Source organism: Streptomyces sp. NPDC044984, assembly GCF_040646935.1.
Lineage (GTDB): Bacteria > Actinomycetota > Actinomycetes > Streptomycetales > Streptomycetaceae > Streptomyces.
The window spans coordinates 1-15159 of sequence record NZ_JBEZBE010000040.1; the positions used below are offsets into that span (position 1 = coordinate 1).

12 protein-coding genes and 3 pseudogenes are annotated in these 15159 nt (G+C 73.6%); 10 read left to right on the top strand and 5 right to left on the bottom strand.

The features are described 5' to 3' along the window. Positions 1 to 79: pseudogene (locus tag AB0A94_RS32370) on the top strand (RNA polymerase subunit sigma-24); the annotation flags it as partial. Between the two features lie 512 nt (positions 80 to 591). On the opposite strand, the gene AB0A94_RS32375 reads toward AB0A94_RS32370, so the two are convergent. Next, on the bottom strand, positions 592 to 2124 hold the full coding sequence (locus AB0A94_RS32375) for a DUF4331 domain-containing protein (RefSeq protein ID WP_361749612.1): 1533 nt from the start codon (positions 2122 to 2124) through the stop codon (positions 592 to 594). A 243-nt stretch (positions 2125 to 2367) separates the two neighbouring features. On the opposite strand from AB0A94_RS32375, the gene AB0A94_RS32380 reads away from it, so the two are divergent. The 3 genes from AB0A94_RS32380 to AB0A94_RS32390 all read left to right on the top strand — a co-directional run bounded on the left by AB0A94_RS32380 (position 2368) and on the right by AB0A94_RS32390 (position 4127). Next, positions 2368 to 2910, top strand: a complete 543-nt coding sequence (locus AB0A94_RS32380) for a sigma-70 family RNA polymerase sigma factor (RefSeq protein WP_217130381.1) — start codon at positions 2368 to 2370, stop codon at positions 2908 to 2910. Beyond that, complete coding sequence (locus tag AB0A94_RS32385; protein WP_361749613.1) at positions 2907 to 3725, top strand: anti-sigma factor; 819 nt, start codon at positions 2907 to 2909, stop codon at positions 3723 to 3725. The genes AB0A94_RS32380 and AB0A94_RS32385 overlap by 4 nt, the downstream gene beginning before the upstream one ends. A gap of 126 nt (positions 3726 to 3851) precedes the next feature. Further along, complete coding sequence (locus AB0A94_RS32390) at positions 3852 to 4127, top strand: hypothetical protein (RefSeq protein ID WP_361749614.1); 276 nt, start codon at positions 3852 to 3854, stop codon at positions 4125 to 4127. Positions 4128 to 4327: 200 nt separating this feature from the next. Here the strand turns inward: AB0A94_RS32390 and AB0A94_RS32395 are convergent. Beyond that, positions 4328 to 4801, bottom strand: a pseudogene (locus AB0A94_RS32395) (ABC transporter permease); the annotation flags it as partial. Here AB0A94_RS32395 and AB0A94_RS32400 point away from each other — a divergent pair. Continuing rightward, a pseudogene (locus AB0A94_RS32400) lies at positions 4778 to 5101 on the top strand (TetR/AcrR family transcriptional regulator C-terminal domain-containing protein); the annotation flags it as partial. The pseudogenes AB0A94_RS32395 and AB0A94_RS32400 overlap by 24 nt on opposite strands. A gap of 69 nt (positions 5102 to 5170) precedes the next feature. On the opposite strand, the gene AB0A94_RS32405 reads toward AB0A94_RS32400, so the two are convergent. The 3 genes from AB0A94_RS32405 to hmgA are packed head-to-tail and all read right to left on the bottom strand — an operon-like array spanning position 5171 to position 8509. After that, positions 5171 to 6355, bottom strand: a complete 1185-nt coding sequence (locus AB0A94_RS32405; protein WP_361749615.1) for a type ISP restriction/modification enzyme — start codon at positions 6353 to 6355, stop codon at positions 5171 to 5173. Positions 6356 to 6379: 24 nt separating this feature from the next. Then, positions 6380 to 7129 (bottom strand): GntR family transcriptional regulator, encoded by a 750-nt coding sequence (locus tag AB0A94_RS32410; RefSeq protein WP_361749616.1) that lies wholly within the window; start codon positions 7127 to 7129, stop codon positions 6380 to 6382. A gap of 27 nt (positions 7130 to 7156) precedes the next feature. Beyond that, complete coding sequence (hmgA, locus tag AB0A94_RS32415; protein ID WP_361749618.1) at positions 7157 to 8509, bottom strand: homogentisate 1,2-dioxygenase; 1353 nt, start codon at positions 8507 to 8509, stop codon at positions 7157 to 7159. Between the two features lie 175 nt (positions 8510 to 8684). Between hmgA and AB0A94_RS32420 the strand changes: the two genes are divergently transcribed. From AB0A94_RS32420 to AB0A94_RS32440, 5 genes are all read left to right on the top strand, one after another. Continuing rightward, positions 8685 to 9302, top strand: a complete 618-nt coding sequence (locus AB0A94_RS32420; protein WP_361749619.1) for a hypothetical protein — start codon at positions 8685 to 8687, stop codon at positions 9300 to 9302. Beyond that, positions 9302 to 9919, top strand: coding sequence for a TetR/AcrR family transcriptional regulator (locus tag AB0A94_RS32425; protein ID WP_361749701.1), 618 nt, complete (start codon positions 9302 to 9304; stop codon positions 9917 to 9919). Before AB0A94_RS32420 ends, AB0A94_RS32425 begins: the two co-directional genes overlap by 1 nt. 93 nt (positions 9920 to 10012) lie before the next feature. After that, on the top strand, positions 10013 to 12277 hold the full coding sequence (locus AB0A94_RS32430; RefSeq protein ID WP_361749620.1) for a molybdopterin oxidoreductase family protein: 2265 nt from the start codon (positions 10013 to 10015) through the stop codon (positions 12275 to 12277). A gap of 133 nt (positions 12278 to 12410) precedes the next feature. Next, positions 12411 to 13820, top strand: a complete 1410-nt coding sequence (locus AB0A94_RS32435; RefSeq protein ID WP_361749621.1) for a citrate:proton symporter — start codon at positions 12411 to 12413, stop codon at positions 13818 to 13820. A 37-nt stretch (positions 13821 to 13857) separates the two neighbouring features. After that, positions 13858 to 15087 carry an MFS transporter gene (locus tag AB0A94_RS32440; protein ID WP_361749622.1) on the top strand — a complete coding sequence of 410 codons (1230 nt, stop codon included), beginning with the start codon at positions 13858 to 13860 and terminating at the stop codon, positions 15085 to 15087. Positions 15088 to 15159 lie beyond the last annotated feature (72 nt).

A 15159-nucleotide genomic window follows, 5' to 3' on the forward strand; every position in this document is an offset into this window, starting at 1 on the left:
GCCGGAACGGCTGCGCGTCCCGATCCTGCTGCACTACTACGCTGACATGCCGATCCGGGAGGTGTCCGCGGTGACCGGACCCCGCGGTCCCGCGCCGTCCGGGGCGGCCGCTCCGGGACCCTGACCGTCGCCGTCGGCGTGCGGGGCGGCCGCTCCGGGACCCTGACCGTCGCCGTCGGCGTGCGGGGCGGCCGCTCCGGGATCCTGATCCTCGCCGTCGGCGTGCGGGGCGGCCGCTCCGGGACCCTGATCCTCGCCGTCGGCGTGCGGGGCGGCCGGTGGCACGCGTGGGACGCGCCGTCGGTCCGTCTCCCGGGGCGGCCGCCCCCGGGCCCCGGTCCGGGCACGTCCCTCGTCCGGGCCGCGGCGATGTGCCGCCTCGTCCCGTGTCCTGTCGTGGCGGGGCTCCGCCGGTGCGGGCGGTTCGGTGCCGCGCCCGCCGTCCGGAGGGCTGTCGTTCGTACGCGCGGACATGGCCTTGCTCCTCGGTCGTTCGCCGGGTGGTGCGGGAGTCGGCGGCGCGGCCCGTGCCGTGAGGCGGGGTGCGCCGGTCGGGGCGTGGCGGGGCGGGTCGGGGCGTGGCGGGGCGGGTCAGTACGCCCGGTCGCGCATCCGGCGCCACCACGTCAGCGCCGCTCCGATCAGCAGCAGCCCGCCGGCTCCCGCACCGGCGGACGCGGCGATCAGGGCCGTGTCGCCGTCCCCCTCCGCACCCGTCGGCCGCAGCGCGTCACCGAGCTGGTTGCGCACGTCGTCGCCGCCGTCCACGCCCTTGGCGAGCGGGCCGCGCGACCCCTCCGTCGGGTTCGCCAGATACGGGAAGGCCGCCTTGAACTCCTTGTCGTTGGCGTCGACCGCGTCCCCCAGGTCGTTCTTCGCGCCCACCAGCTCCCCCTCGACGACCTGGAGCGCGGCGTCGACCACGTCGTCCGTCAGCCGCCGCCCGTTGGGGAAGCCGGCGTTGTCCCCGTCCAGGACGCCCAACCGCTTCGGCTCGGCGGCCGGCTCGACCGACGTGTTCAGCCGCAGCATCTCCGACGGCCTCACGTGCGGTGGCTGGTTGAGCCCTTCGACGCCCTTGAGGAACACGTCGATGAGGTCGTCGCGCGGCTCGTCCGGCGCGTCGATCCTGTAGATCGCCTCGATGAGCTTCGGCAGCTCCGGCTCGGTGACGTTCTTCAGGAACCGCGCGTCGTCCCACGGCGCGGACGCGTTGAACGTGTCCTTGTCCTTCAGCGGATTGACGACCTCGTTCACCAGCGGGTTGCCCAGCCGCGAGACCTGCACGAAGTGCCCCTCGGCGTTCTTGCGCCGGGTCGTCGACCAGATGCCCACGACCGGCTGGTCCGCCGACTCGGTGATCATGTCGGTCGGCACCTGGAGCGCCAGGGAGTTGACGTTGTAGCCCTTGAGCGTGTCGTTGCCGACCTCGGAGAGGTTCCCGCCGTACAGCAGGTCGAAGACCCGCAGGTCCAGGAAGAACGGGTCGTCGGCCTGCCCGGCGAACGTCGTCGCCCCGCCCGCGAGTTCGCGCACGGCCTGCTCGCGCAGGGTGCCGTAGTCCGGCATGGACGCCTTGCCGACGTTCGACGGCGCCACCGGGACGTCGTCCGCGATCTTCGTACGGGACACCGCGTGCTGGTCCTTCAGCTTCAGCAGCTCGATGTCGTAGGTCTGCGTGATGTTGAGGTCCCGGTCGTCCAGGCTGGTGACCGGGCCGGTGTTGTAGAGGAACGTCTCGTCGTTCTTCGTGTGCGTCCTGAACGTGTAGCGGAACAGCAGCTCGCCCTGCGCGTCCCCGTCGTTGTCGATGTGGATGTCGTACTGCGCGTCCTCGGCGAACGTGAAGAAGTTCGGTCCGCCGGCCGGCTCCTCGAAGGGGATCCAGTTCGCGATGATCGTCGTCGTGTCCGGTTTGTCGGGGCTGACGAACGCGTACAGGTCCGTGTTGTCGTACTGCGGGGTGCCCGAGATCAGCGGGGCCTCCCGATGGCTGGAGGCGGAGGCCGCCTCGGGGTCCAGCGCGGTCACGCTGGCGGCCGCGAGCCCCCCGGCGGCCAGCGCACCGCAGATCAGGGTCGCGATGCTCCCGCGCCCCGCACCGGTCCTGGAGTCAGTTGTCATGCCGTCCGTCCTCAGTGCCGACTTGCCTTGACGCACTGGTCTTCGGAGCGGGCGGCGGGCCGGATGGGTGGGGTTCGGGAATTCTTCCGGGCCCCCTCCCGCCGGGCCCGTACGCCCGTAGCATTTCCCGCTGCCGACCCGCGTTTTCGGCCCGTTGATCCGTACTCACCGTCCGGAGGCTCGCTCGCCGCGCACGCCTCGGATGACCGGACGGCCCGCCGGGGCCGGAGAGGGGGATGCGCGTTGGAGGCGGACGAGCTGCTGGTGCTGGTGGCCGGAGGCGACCAGAAGGCGTTCGAGGACCTGTACGGGCTGGTCTCCGGGCCGGTGTACGGGCTGGTGCGGCGCGTGGTGCGCGATCCGGCCCAGTCCGAGGAGGTGGCCCAGGAGGTGCTGCTCGAACTCTGGCGCTCCGCCGCCCGGTTCGACCCCGGCCGGGGCAGCGCGCTGTCCTGGGTCCTCACCCTCGCCCACCGCCGCGCCGTCGACCGGGTGCGCAGCGCCCGAGCGGCCGGCGAACGCGAGCAGCGCGAGGCCCGGCGCGGCCCCGGACCCGCCTTCGACCAGGTCGCCGAGGAGGTGGAGGCCGGACTCGAACGCGAGTGGGTGCGCCGCTGCCTGGACCGCCTCACCGCACTCCAGAGACAGTCGGTCACCCTCGCCTACTACGACGGCTACACCTACCGGGAGGTGGCCGAGCGGCTGTCCCTCCCGCTGGGCACGGTCAAGACCCGCATGCGCGACGGACTGACCCGACTGCGCGACTGCCTGGGAGGCGCGGCATGAGCCTGTTCGACCGACTGCCGCGCCGCGGGGACCCGCACTCGCTCGCCGCCCCCTACGCCCTCGACGCCCTGGAGCCCGCCGAACGCGTCCGCTTCGAGAGGCACCTGGAGTCCTGCGCCCGCTGTGCCGCCGAGGTGCGGGCCCTCGCCGAGGACGCCGTCCGTCTCGCCTGGTCCACGGCCGCCCCCGCGCCCGCCGCGCTGCGGGACCGGGTCCTGGCCGCCGTACGGACCACCCCGCAGGAACCCGCGCCCCGGGAACCGGCACGCGCGCGTGCGCCGCAGCTCCCGCCGCACGTCTGGGGCACCGCGCCCCCGCCGCGCCCCCGCGAGCGGCGCCGTACGCCGCTGTTCGTGCCGTTCGCGACGGCCACCGCCGCCGCGGCGCTCGTCGTCGCCGCGCTCTTCGCCGTCCAGGCGGACCGGACCCAGGACCGGCTGACCGCCGAACGCGACCGGTCACGTGAGATCGCCCACGTTCTCGCCGCCCCGGACGCCCGCGCGAGCAGCGGCCGGGACGCGCGCGGCCGCACGATCGGAGTGATCGCTTCCGCATCGACCCGCAGCGCGGTCGTCACCCTCGGCGGATACGGCGACCCCCCGAACGGACGTGTGCGCCAGCTCTGGCTCATGGGCCCGGACGCACGACCGCGTTCCCTGGGGCTGTTCGAGGGCGACACGCCCCTGATCGCCTCCGGCCTCGACCCGGCGGCGACGTCACTCGCCGTGACCGTCGAACCCGAGGGCGGGTCACCGCGGCCCACCTCGCAGCCCGTCGTCCAACTCGCCCTGGAAACGGTCGGATTCGGAGAGTGATCGACGGGTGTTCGTCAACCCCCTTATGGGGAAGGTGAATCCTGTGGCCTCGATACACGAGTGCCCGAACGGGACGATAGGGTTACCCTGCCCGGGCCGGGTGGACTCGTACGGGTGGGGAGTGACATGGAACAGATAACAGTGCGCAGCAGGGCCAGGGTCCCTGCGATCACCTGCGGCAGCAGCGCGACCAGCTCGCGCCTCGACCGCCATCTCTCGGTCCTCGGAGGACCCGCGGTCCCGCAGCGGGAGACGGCCGAGGCGACGTCGCTGATGCGCGAGCTCATCGCGCGTGACACCACGCACGACCGCGGCGCCAGGAGCGCGCGGGCCCGGGCGAGCCGCGTCTCGCTCTTCGCCCCGCTGCGTCGGCTGCGCCGCTCCCTGTTCGGCAGCCGGTAGCGCCAGCGCCCGGGCGGCCCACCACCGTCCCGGCGCGGCGCCCCGCCCCGTCCGTCATCCCCGCGGCACCGGTGGCGTCCGGCGCCCGGTCCGACACCGGCACTTTCCCCTGCCGGCGCCCCCGTTCCCACCCGGCAGTGCTCCGGGGGCGCACCGGTCGGTTCCGTCCTGGCAGGAACCTGACATCCATCCCGGGAGCCTCACCCCCTCCCGCGCCCGTACTGCCGTACCGCCAGGGGTACGAACACCACGAGCAGCACCGCGCACCACCCCAGTGACCCCGCGACGGGATGCGCCACCGGCCAGGCCGCCCCGTCGGGCACGGGCGCGTTGCCGAACAGGTCCCGCAGCGCCGTCGCCACCGCGCTGATCGGGTTCCACTCCGCGACCGTGCGCAGCCCGTCCGGCAGCCCCGCCGTCGGGACGTACGCGCTGGACAGCGGCGGCAGCAGGAAGGTCGCCCCGCCCAGCTGGCCGGCCGCCTCCTCGTTCCGGGTGAGCAGACCGAGGTACATCCCGATCCACACGCAGGCGAACCGGAACAGCAGCAACAGGGCGACGGCGCCCACGGCCTCGAGGGCGCCGCCCTCCACCCGCCAGCCCACCGCGAGCCCCACCAGCAGGAACGGCACCGTCCCGGCCGCCGTCACCAGCACGTCCGCCACCGCCTGGCCTGTCTGGACACGCTCCCCGGGCCCTACGGCACCAAGCTGGAACTGATCGCGATGCTGAACGGCATCGTGACGGCCTACGTCGCCAACGAGCTGGCCACCGCCGAACGCACCCGCTCGCTGCCCTGGTCGCAGGAGCAGGAGGACGCCGCCCGGATCGCCTACCTGGGCGGCCGGATCGCGACCGGCGAGTACCCGCGGATGGCGGCGGCCTTCGCGGAGGACGCCGGGCCGATCGATCTGGAGGCGGTGTTCGAGCGGGCGCTCGGCCGGATGCTGGACGGCTTCGAACCCCGCGGCTGACCCTCGGACCGGCTCGAGCCGGTCCGAGGGTCAGCGTGAGCCGGTCCTCGGACCGGCGTGAGCCGGCCCTCAGATCAATGCGAGCTGGCCCTCCGGCCCCTCCTCGCGGGCGTCCAGCACCGAGGCGGGGCGGCGGGCGGAGGACGGCACCGGGAGCACGCCCGCCGCGCGCAGCTCGGCCGGTGTGACCGGGTCGGGGAGGGCGGGGCCCGTCAGCGCCCCTTGCTCCGGGCGCACTTCGGCCAGCAGGGCGAGGACCGTGACCAGTTCCAGGAGTTCCGAGGTCCAGGCCTGGGGCCAGGCGGCCGGCCCGATCGCGGCCAGGGTGCCCGGCTCGGCCGGCTCCGTGCGGGCCGCGAACCACTGCTCCAGCACCCGCACGCCGCCGGCCTCGAAGTCCCAGGCCCCGGGCGGCACCGGGGAGATGCGGCCCCCGTCGAGCAGCAGGGCCTCCTCGTCCCGGTCGTACTCCACGGTCACCGGCCGGGAGGGCAACGGGGCGCGTACGTAGGGGCGGCGCCCGCCGGGAAGTCTGGGCCGCTCCCCGTCGCGCCGCGACAGCCACAGCATCCGGCGGCCCACCGCGACGCCCCGGTCCCACACGCCGGCGTCCCCGGTGAGCGGCACCGCGAGCCCGGCGGGCGTGGCGCGCGCCGCCGCCATCGCCCAGGCGAGGACGTCCACCGGCGAGGTGTCCCGGCCGAGTCTGGTGGCGAGGTGTTCCGTCAGGCCCGGGGCCAGGTTCGGTTCCGCGGCGCCCGGCCGGCGGTACAGCGGGCGGACGCGGCCGGTGCGCAGCAGCGGCAGCAGGGAAGTGGCCAGCAGGGGCGGACCCGTGAGGTCCCGGGCCGTGCCCGCCTCCACGACGAAGATCTGCCGCTCGTCCGCCACCCGCCACAACTCCGGCCGGGCCGCGTCGATCAGCCGCTGGTCGGGGATCAGCCACTGCTCGTCGAACGGGGCGTACAGGACCCGTACCGGCTCGGGGCACGGGCCCGACGCGCGGGCCAGCTTCTCCGTGCCGCCGCTGCGGCCCGGCAGCTGACCGACCGCCGTGTGCGGGGTTCGGGAGCGCGTCGGCCGGAACAGCGTCTCGCGGTCCGGCCCCTCGGCCTTCACCAGGGCGTCCCAACGGGCCTTCAGGGACGCCGCGTCGGGGGCCGCCGGCCACCCCCGGCCGAGCCGCGGCGGTGCGACGGACCACGGCATGAGGTCCGCCAGCAGCGGAGCGTCGTCGTGCGTCACGCAGGGCATCGTACGGCTTGCGGGCGCGGCGGATCAGGTGGCGTCCAGCGTCACCGTGAAGGAGAAGCGGTCGCCCCGGTAGTGGATGACGGCCACGTCCAGGGGCCGGCCGTCGGTGCCGTAGGTGATGCCCGTGTAGTGCAGGATCGGGCTGAGCAGCGGGACTTGGAGCAGCCGTGCCGTCTCCGGGTCCGCGAGCCGCGCCTCCACCGTGTCCGTGATGCGGCTGATGTCCGCCCCGACGACGTCCCGCAGCACCTTGGTCATCGGCCACCGCACCAGGTCGTCCGGGTCGATGTGAGCGGCCAGTTCGGGACGGACCCAGTTGCGGGCGTGGTTGGTCGGCTCGCCCGTCTTCTCGTCGCTGCGCAGCCGGTGGTACGCGGCCGCCTCGGACAGGTCCGGGAAGTGCTCGGCGAGCTCCGCCGGCACCGGCGCCGGACCGTGCTCCAGCAGTTCGGTCGTCATGCCGGACTGCTGGGCCACGATCGCGTCCACCGAGCCCAGCAGCCGCACCGGGGCGCCCCGCCGGGCGCCGGGCTCGATGAACGTGCCGCGCCGGCGGTGGCGGGTGATCAGCCCTTCGTCCTCCAGCTCCTTCAGCGCCTGCCGCATGGTCAGCACGCTCACCCCGTAGTGCCCGGCCAGTTGTTCCTCGGTGGGTAGACGCAGGGGGTCCTGGGGCGAGCGGCCGAGGATCGAGGCGCGCAGCGACTGCGACACCTGATACCAGAGCGGCAACTTGCGGTTCAGGACGATCGAATCCGGAGCGAAGGAGGTCACGGGCTATCCGTACCGGTCGGAGAACGTTCAGTGCAACGGCTGGAAGTGACGCTCGAGTCCCTGCCACACGCTGTCGTAGCCCTGTTGCAGGTGCTCCGCCCGTGCCGCCTGGGGGGTCAGCGACACCGGCCAGCGGGTCTCGAACATGAAGGCCAGGCCGTCGTCGATCTTCTGCGGGCGCAGCTCCGCGGCGCTCGCCCGGTCGAACGTCTCCCGGTCGGGGCCGTGCGCCGACATCATGTTGTGCAGCGAGCCCCCGCCCGGTACGAAGCCCTCCGCCTTCGCGTCGTACGCGCCCTCGATCAGGCCCATGTACTCGCTCATCACGTTCCGGTGGAAGTACGGCGGCCGGAAGGTGTCCTCGCCCACCAGCCAGCGGGGCGCGAAGACCACGAAGTCCACCCCGGCCAGCCCCGGGGTGTCGCTCGGGGACGTCAGCACCGTGAAGATCGACGGATCCGGATGGTCGTACGAGATGGTGCCCATCACATTGAAGCGGCGCAGGTCATAGGCGTAGGGCACATGGTTGCCGTGCCAGGCGACGACATCCAGCGGGGAGTGGTCGTAGGTGGCCGACCACAGGTTGCCGCAGAACTTGTTCACCACCTCCACCGGCCCCTCGACGTCCTCGTACGCGGCGACGGGCGCCCGGAAGTCCCGGGCGTTGGCCAGCCCGTTGGCGCCGATCGGGCCGAGGTCGGGGAGCCGGAACGCTGCCCCATAGTTCTCGCACACATAACCGCGGGCAGAGTCCTCGAGGAGGTCCACACGGAACCGCACCCCACGAGGAATCAGTGCGATGTGTCCCGGCTCCACATGCAGCAGTCCGAACTCCGTGCGCAGCAGCAGCCCGCCGTGCTCGGGGACGATCAGCAGCTCACCGTCGGCGTCGCTGAAGACGCGGTCCATCGAGGCGGTGGCGTGATACAGGTGCACGGCCATGCCGGTGCGCTGGGTGACGTCGCCGTTGCCGCCCAGGGTCCACAGCCCGGCCAGGAAGTCGGTGCCCCCGGCGGGCTCCGGCAGCGGGTTCCAGCGCAGCCGGTTGGGGTCGGGCACGGTCTGGGTGAAGGGCGCGGTGCGCAGCGACCCGTTGCCCGTGCGGGTGAACGCCGGGTGGGCGGCCGACGGGCGGATCCGGTACAGCCAGGAGCGGCGGTTCTCCGCGCGGGGCTCGGTGAACGCCGTACCGCTCAGCTGCTCCGCGTACAGCCCGAGCGGTGCGCGCTGCGGCGCGTTGCGGCCCTCGGGCAGGGCGCCCGGGACCGCCTCGGAACTGTGCTCGTTGCCGAAGCCGGAGAGGTGTTCCAGCCCTTCGGCGATCTTGCGCGCTCCCCCGTGCTCGAACGCGCTCGCGCGGGTGGTACCCCCATCGCTCATGCCCGGTGCTCCCTTGCGGTCGGATTCCTATGCAACACCGTAGGATTGCGTTTTCCGCGGCGCAAGGGGGACGCGCGATCTCCCTCCCCTTACGGCCTCCTCCTCTCCACGGAGGACGCGGAACCCGACTTCAGGGGGATCCGCGAGGTCGCACCCGTGTTCTACGCTCCCCGGCATGTCGTGGACGCGGAGCCTGATCACCGCGCTCGCGGTCTGTGTCGCACTGTTGGCCGGACCCGTGGGCTGCGGTCCGAGCGGTGCCCGGGGGCAGGACGGGAAGCCGTCCTCGCCGGCCGGTGAACTCCTGGACGAGCGGGACGAGGAGGGCCGCCCCTACCGAGAGGTGGACGAGGAGGACGCGCCCGCCGTCGGCGTCGAGGTCACCCCCGACACGGGCGGCGGCTGGGACGTACGGCTGACCGTGCGCAACTTCCGCTTCTCACCGGACGGCACCGGCGGGCGCGCGGTGGCCGGCCGGGGTCTGGCGCACCTCGAACTGAACGGCCGCCGCGTAGCCCTGCTGCGCACCCCCGAGTACCACCTCCCCGGCGATTCCGTCCCGCGCGGCACGCACCACGTCACCGCCCGCCTGTACGCCGACGACGGCTCGGTGTGGGCCGTGGACGGCGAGCCCGTGGAGAGCACGGCCGACATCACGGTGTCGGACCGGGAGCCGGACCCGGGCCCGAGCGCCGGGCCGACCGCCACGGCGTCCCCGGGGCAGGGGCGCGGAACGGACCGGCGGGACCGTAGCGGAGGGCGAGGTTCACCGGGCGGGGACGAGCAGGCATGATGAGCCCCGTGCCCCACGCGACATCGCTCCGCCGAGCGCCGGTGCAGCGCCGCAGCGCCGAACGGCTGGCCAGGATCCTCGACGCCTGCGCCGAACTCCTCGACGAGGCCGGCTACGACGACCTCAGCACCCGTGCCGTCGCCGAGCGCGCCGGCGTGCCCATCGGCTCCGTCTACCGCTTCTTCGGCAACAAGCGCCAGATGGCCGACGCGCTGGCCCAGCGCAACCTGGAGCGCTTCACGGAACGGGTCACCGAACGCCTCGGGGCCACCGGTGACCGGGGCTGGCGGCACGCCATGGACGTCGTGCTCGACGAGTACCTCGACATGAAGCGCACCGCCCCCGGCTTCTCCCTCGTCGACTTCGGCAACCAGATACCCGTCGGCACCCGCCGCACCGAGCCCAACCACCGCGTCGCCGACCGCCTCACCGACCTGCTCTCCGGCTACCTCGGCCGCGAGGCCGACGACGACCTGCGCCGCACCTTCCTCATCGCGGTCGAGACCGCCGACGCCCTCGTCCACCTGGCGTTCCGGATGGTGCCCGAGGGGGACGAGAAGGTCATCGGAGAGTTGCGGGAGATGCTGCGGGCGTACCTGGCCCGGACACTGGACTGAGCCGCCCCCGGCGACCCCCTCCCCACCGTGCATACCGGTCGGTATGCTCGGCGTGTCCGCGCGCCGTCGCAGCCGCCGCACCCGGGAGGCCCCGTGTCCCGCACCGCCCTTCGTATCTGCCCCCTGTGCGAGGCCACCTGCGGCCTGACGCTCACCATCGACGACGGCCGGGTCACCGGCGCCCGCGGCGACCGGGACGACGTGTTCAGCAAGGGCTTCATCTGCCCCAAGGGCGCCGCCTTCGGGGCCGTCGACTCCGACCCCGACCGGCTGCGCGCCCCGCTCGTCCGCGTCGACGGGGAACTGCGCGAGGCCACCTGGGCGGAGGCGTTCGACGCCGTGGCCGCCGGGATACGGCCCGTCGTCGAACGGCACGGCCCGCACGCCGTCGGCATCGTCCTGGGCAACCCCAACGTCCACACCGTGGCCGGCGCCCTCTACCCGCCCGTGCTCATCGCCGGGCTCGGCACCCGCAGCCTGTTCACCGCCTCCACGGTCGACCAGATGCCCAAGCACGTCGCCTGCGGACTGCTCTTCGGCGACGCGAACGCCATCCCCGTACCCGACCTCGACCGCACCGACCACCTGCTGCTGATCGGCGCCAACCCGCTGGAGTCCAACGGCAGTCTGTGCACCGCACCCGACTTCCCCGGCCGGCTCAAGGCGCTCAGGGCCCGCGGCGGCACCCTCACCGTCATCGACCCGCGCCGCACCCGCACCGCCCGCCTCGCCGACCGGCACCTCGCCGTCCGCCCCGGCACCGACGCGCTGCTGCTCGCGGCGCTGGCGCACACCCTGCTCGACGAGGACCTGGCCGACCCGGGGGAACTGGCGCCGCACATCCAGGGGCTCGAGGAACTCGCCGCCGCACTGCGGGACTTCACCCCCGAGGCGGTGGCCGGCGCCTGCGACGTCGACGCCACCACCCTCCGCACCCTCGCCCGGGAACTCGCCGCCGCCCCCACCGCCGCCGTCTACGCCCGCATCGGCAGCTGCACCGTCCCGCACGGCACCCTCGCCAGCTGGCTCGTCGACGTCCTCAACGTCCTCACCGGCAACCTCGACCGGCCCGGCGGCGCCCTCTTCCCGCAGGCCGCCACCGACCGCACCCCGCGCCCCGCCGGACCCGGCCGCGGCTTCGCCCTCGGACGCTGGCACTCCCGGGTGAGCCGGCACCCCGAGGCCAAGGGCGAACTGCCGCTCTCCGCCCTCGCCGAGGAGATCGACACCGCCACCGGCGACGGCGAGCCGGTACGCGCCCTCGTCGCCGTCGCCGCCAACCCGGTCCTCTCCGCCCCGGACGGCGACCGGCTCGACAAGGCGCTCGGCTCGCTCGACTTCATGGTGAGCGTCGACCCGTACCTCAACGAGACCTCGCGCCACGCCGACGTCGTCCTGCCGCCGCCCCCGCCCGCGCAGAGCCCGCACCACGACTTCGCCTTCAACACCCTCGCCGTGCGCAACCAGGTCCGCTACACCCGCCCCGCCGTCCCCCTGGAACCCGGCCGGATGGCCGAGACCGAGATCCTGGCCCGGCTGGTCTTCGCCGCGACCGGCACGCACGGCGCCGACCCCGGCGCCGTGGACGCCATGGTGATCGGCCAGACCCTCGCCAAGGCGGTCCGGGAGCCGCACTCCCCGGTCCACGGCCGCGACCCGGAGGAACTCGCCGCCCTGCTCACCGGCGACGACGGCCCCGAACGGCGCCTCGACATGATGCTGCGCCTCGGCCCGTACGGCGACGGCTTCGGCGCCGACCCGGACGGACTCACCCTGGAGAAACTGCTCGCCCACCCGCACGGCATCGACCTCGGCCCCCTGCGCCCGCGGCTGCCCCAGCCGCTGAAGACCCGCAGCGGCAAGGTGGAGCTGCTGCCGGAGCCGATCGCCGCCGACCTCCCCCGACTGCGCGCCGCCCTCGGCGAACGCCCCGCCGGACTCGTCCTCGTCGGCCGCCGCCACCTGCGCTCCAACAACAGCTGGATGCACAACGTGCCCGCCCTCACCGGCGGCTCCAACCGCTGCACCCTGCACCTCCACCCGGAGGACGCCGCACGCCTCGGCGTACGGGACGGACAGCCGGTGCGGATCAAGGGCGCCGGGGGAGAGGTGACCGCCCCCGCCGAGGTCACCGACGCCGTGCGCCCGGGGGTCGTGAGCCTGCCGCACGGCTGGGGCCACGACCGGCCCGGCACCCGCATGCGGCACGCCGCCGCCGACCCCGGCGCCAACGTCAACCAGCTCCTCGACGGCAGCCTCCTCGACCCGCTGTCGGGCAACGCCGTCCTCAACGGGGTGCCCGTCGAGGTGGCCCCGCTGACCGCCGCCGTGACCAAAACGTTCGGTGCTCTGACCTGAGCAAAGCTGTGACCTGGGGTTTTGCGCTTATTGCTCGCAGGTAGACATCTTGTTAACGCCGCTTTGCAGAACCTAACGTCGACGCACCGCCGGCCCTGGTGGGAGTTCAAGGGCGAACGTTAGGTATCCACTCATGCTGACCATCCTCGGCTTCGCCATGATCGCGACCTTCCTGGTCCTGATCATGTTGAAGAAGATGTCGCCGATCGCGGCGCTCGTGCTGATCCCCGCGCTGTTCTGCGTGTTCGTCGGCAAGGGCGCCCACCTCGGTGACTACGTCATCGACGGCGTGTCGACCCTCGCCCCCACCGCGGCGATGCTCATGTTCGCGATCGTCTACTTCGGTGTGATGATCGACGTCGGACTCTTCGACCCGATCGTCCGCGGCATCCTCCGGTTCTGCAAGGCGGACCCGATGCGGATCGTCGTCGGCACCGCGCTGCTCGCCGCGATCGTGTCGCTGGACGGCGACGGCTCCACCACCTTCATGATCACCGTCTCGGCGATGTACCCGCTGTACAAGCGCCTGAAGATGAGCCTGGTCGTGATGACCGGTGTCGCCGCCATGGCCAACGGCGTGATGAACACCCTCCCCTGGGGCGGCCCGACGGCCCGCGCGGCGACCGCGCTCAAGCTCGACGCCGGCGACATCTTCGTCCCGATGATCCCCGCCCTGCTGGTCGGCCTGCTGGGCGTCGTCGTCCTCGCGTACGTGCTCGGTCTGCGCGAGCGCAGGCGGCTGGGCGTGCTGACGCTGGACGAGGCGCTGGTGAAGGAGAACGCCGAGGAGACGGAGACCGTGCTGGTCGGCGCGGGTTCCGCCGGCGGCTCCGGCAAGGACGCCCGGCCGGCCGGCGGGTCCGGTGCCGGTACGGACGCCGACGCGGAGGACGACGACGGCTTCCAGGGCCTCGACCCGAACCGCCCCACCCTGCGCCCCAGGCTCTACTGGTTCAACGCGCTGCTCACGGTCGCCCTGCTCACCGCCATGATCATGGAGCTGCTGCCGATCCCGGTGCTGTTCCTGCTCGGCGCCGCCCTCGCGCTCTCCGTCAACTTCCCGCACATCCCCGACCAGAAGGCCCGGCTCGCGGCCCACGCCGACAACGTCCTCAACGTCTCCGGCATGGTCTTCGCCGCCGCCGTCTTCACCGGCGTCCTCCAGGGCACCGGCATGGTCGACCACATGGCCAAGTGGATGGTGGACGTCATCCCCGAGGGCATGGGCCCGCACATGGCCCTGGTCACCGGCCTGCTGAGCCTTCCGCTGACCTACTTCATGTCCAACGACGGCTTCTACTTCGGTGTCCTGCCCGTCCTCGCCGAAGCCGGCGCCGCGCACGGCGTCTCCCCGCTGGAGATGGCCCGCGCCTCCCTCGTCGGCCAGCCGCTGCACATGTCCAGCCCGCTCGTCCCCGCGGTGTACGTCCTGGTCGGCATGGCCAAGGTCGAGTTCGGCGACCACACCCGGTTCGTGGTGAAGTGGGCGGCCCTGATCTGCCTGGTGATCCTCGCGGCCGGAATCCTGTTCGGCATCATCTGAGCCGGACACCCGGACCACTGTCAGGAAGGACCCGACCATGGCGCCCGGTGGGAACCGCGGCTGGCTGCTCCGCCTCGTCATCGCCTTCGGCTTCGCGCAGGGGGCGGTGTCGATGGCCCGGCCCGCCGTCTCCTACCGGGCGCTGGCCCTGGGCGCGGACGAGCGGGCGATCGGTGTGATCGCGGGCGTCTACGCGCTGCTGCCGCTGTTCGCCGCCGTACCGCTCGGCCGGCGCACCGACCACGGCCGCTGCGCGCCCCTGCTCCCGGCCGGCGTGGTGCTCATCTCCGGCGGCTGCGCGCTGAGCGGCCTCGCCGGCTCCCTGTGGGCGATGGCCCTGTGGAGCGGGGTGATGGGCCTCGGCCACCTCTGCTTCGTCATCGGCGCGCAGTCCCTCGTCGCCCGCCAGTCCGCGCCGCACGAACAGGACCGCAACTTCGGCCACTTCACCATCGGCGCCTCGCTCGGCCAGCTGGTCGGCCCCATCGCGGCGGGCGCGCTGATCGGCGCGGACATGGCCAGGACCAGCGCGCTCGCCCTGCTGGCGGCGGGCGCGGGCGGCGCCGTCGCCCTCACCTCGCTGTGGCGCATAGAACGGCCCGGGGCCCCGAAACCCCGTACGGGACAGGGCGCACGGGTGCCGGTACGGGGCATCCTGCGCGCCCGGGGCGTCCCCGCGGGCATCCTCATCAGCCTGGCCGTGCTGTCCGCGACCGACATCCTCACCGCCTACCTCCCGGTGGTCGGCGAGCACCGGGGCATCGACCCGGCCGTCGTCGGCCTGCTGCTCAGCCTCCGCGCGGCGGCCACCATCGCCTGCCGGCTGGTCCTCACCCCGCTGCTGCGCCTGCTCGGCCGCACGGTGCTGCTGACGGTGACCTGCCTGCTGGCGGCAGTGCTGTGCGCGGGCCTCGCGCTGCCGCTGCCGGTCTGGGCGCTGGCCCTGGTCCTGGCGGTCCTCGGTTTCTGCCTGGGCGTCGGCCAGCCGCTGTCCATGACGACGGTCGTCCAGGCCGCCCCGGCCGACGCCCGCTCCACCGCCCTCGCCCTGCGCCTCACCGGCAACCGCCTGGGCCAGGTCGCCGCGCCCGCGGCGGCGGGCCTGATCGCGGGAGTCGCGGGTGTGGCGGCACCGTTCGTGATGCTGGGCGCCCTGCTGTTCCTGGCTTCGGGTGTCGCCCTGCGCACCCCGTCCCGGCCGGCGGAGGACCCGCCGTCCGCCCGTAAGGGCACCGGGGCCCGCCCCCGGCGCCGTACGGCTCGCTAGTCGGCCGGTGCCCGGCGGGCGCGTCCGCGCCGGCAGGATGGTGCGATCGCACATGCCGCCCACCGAGAGGCG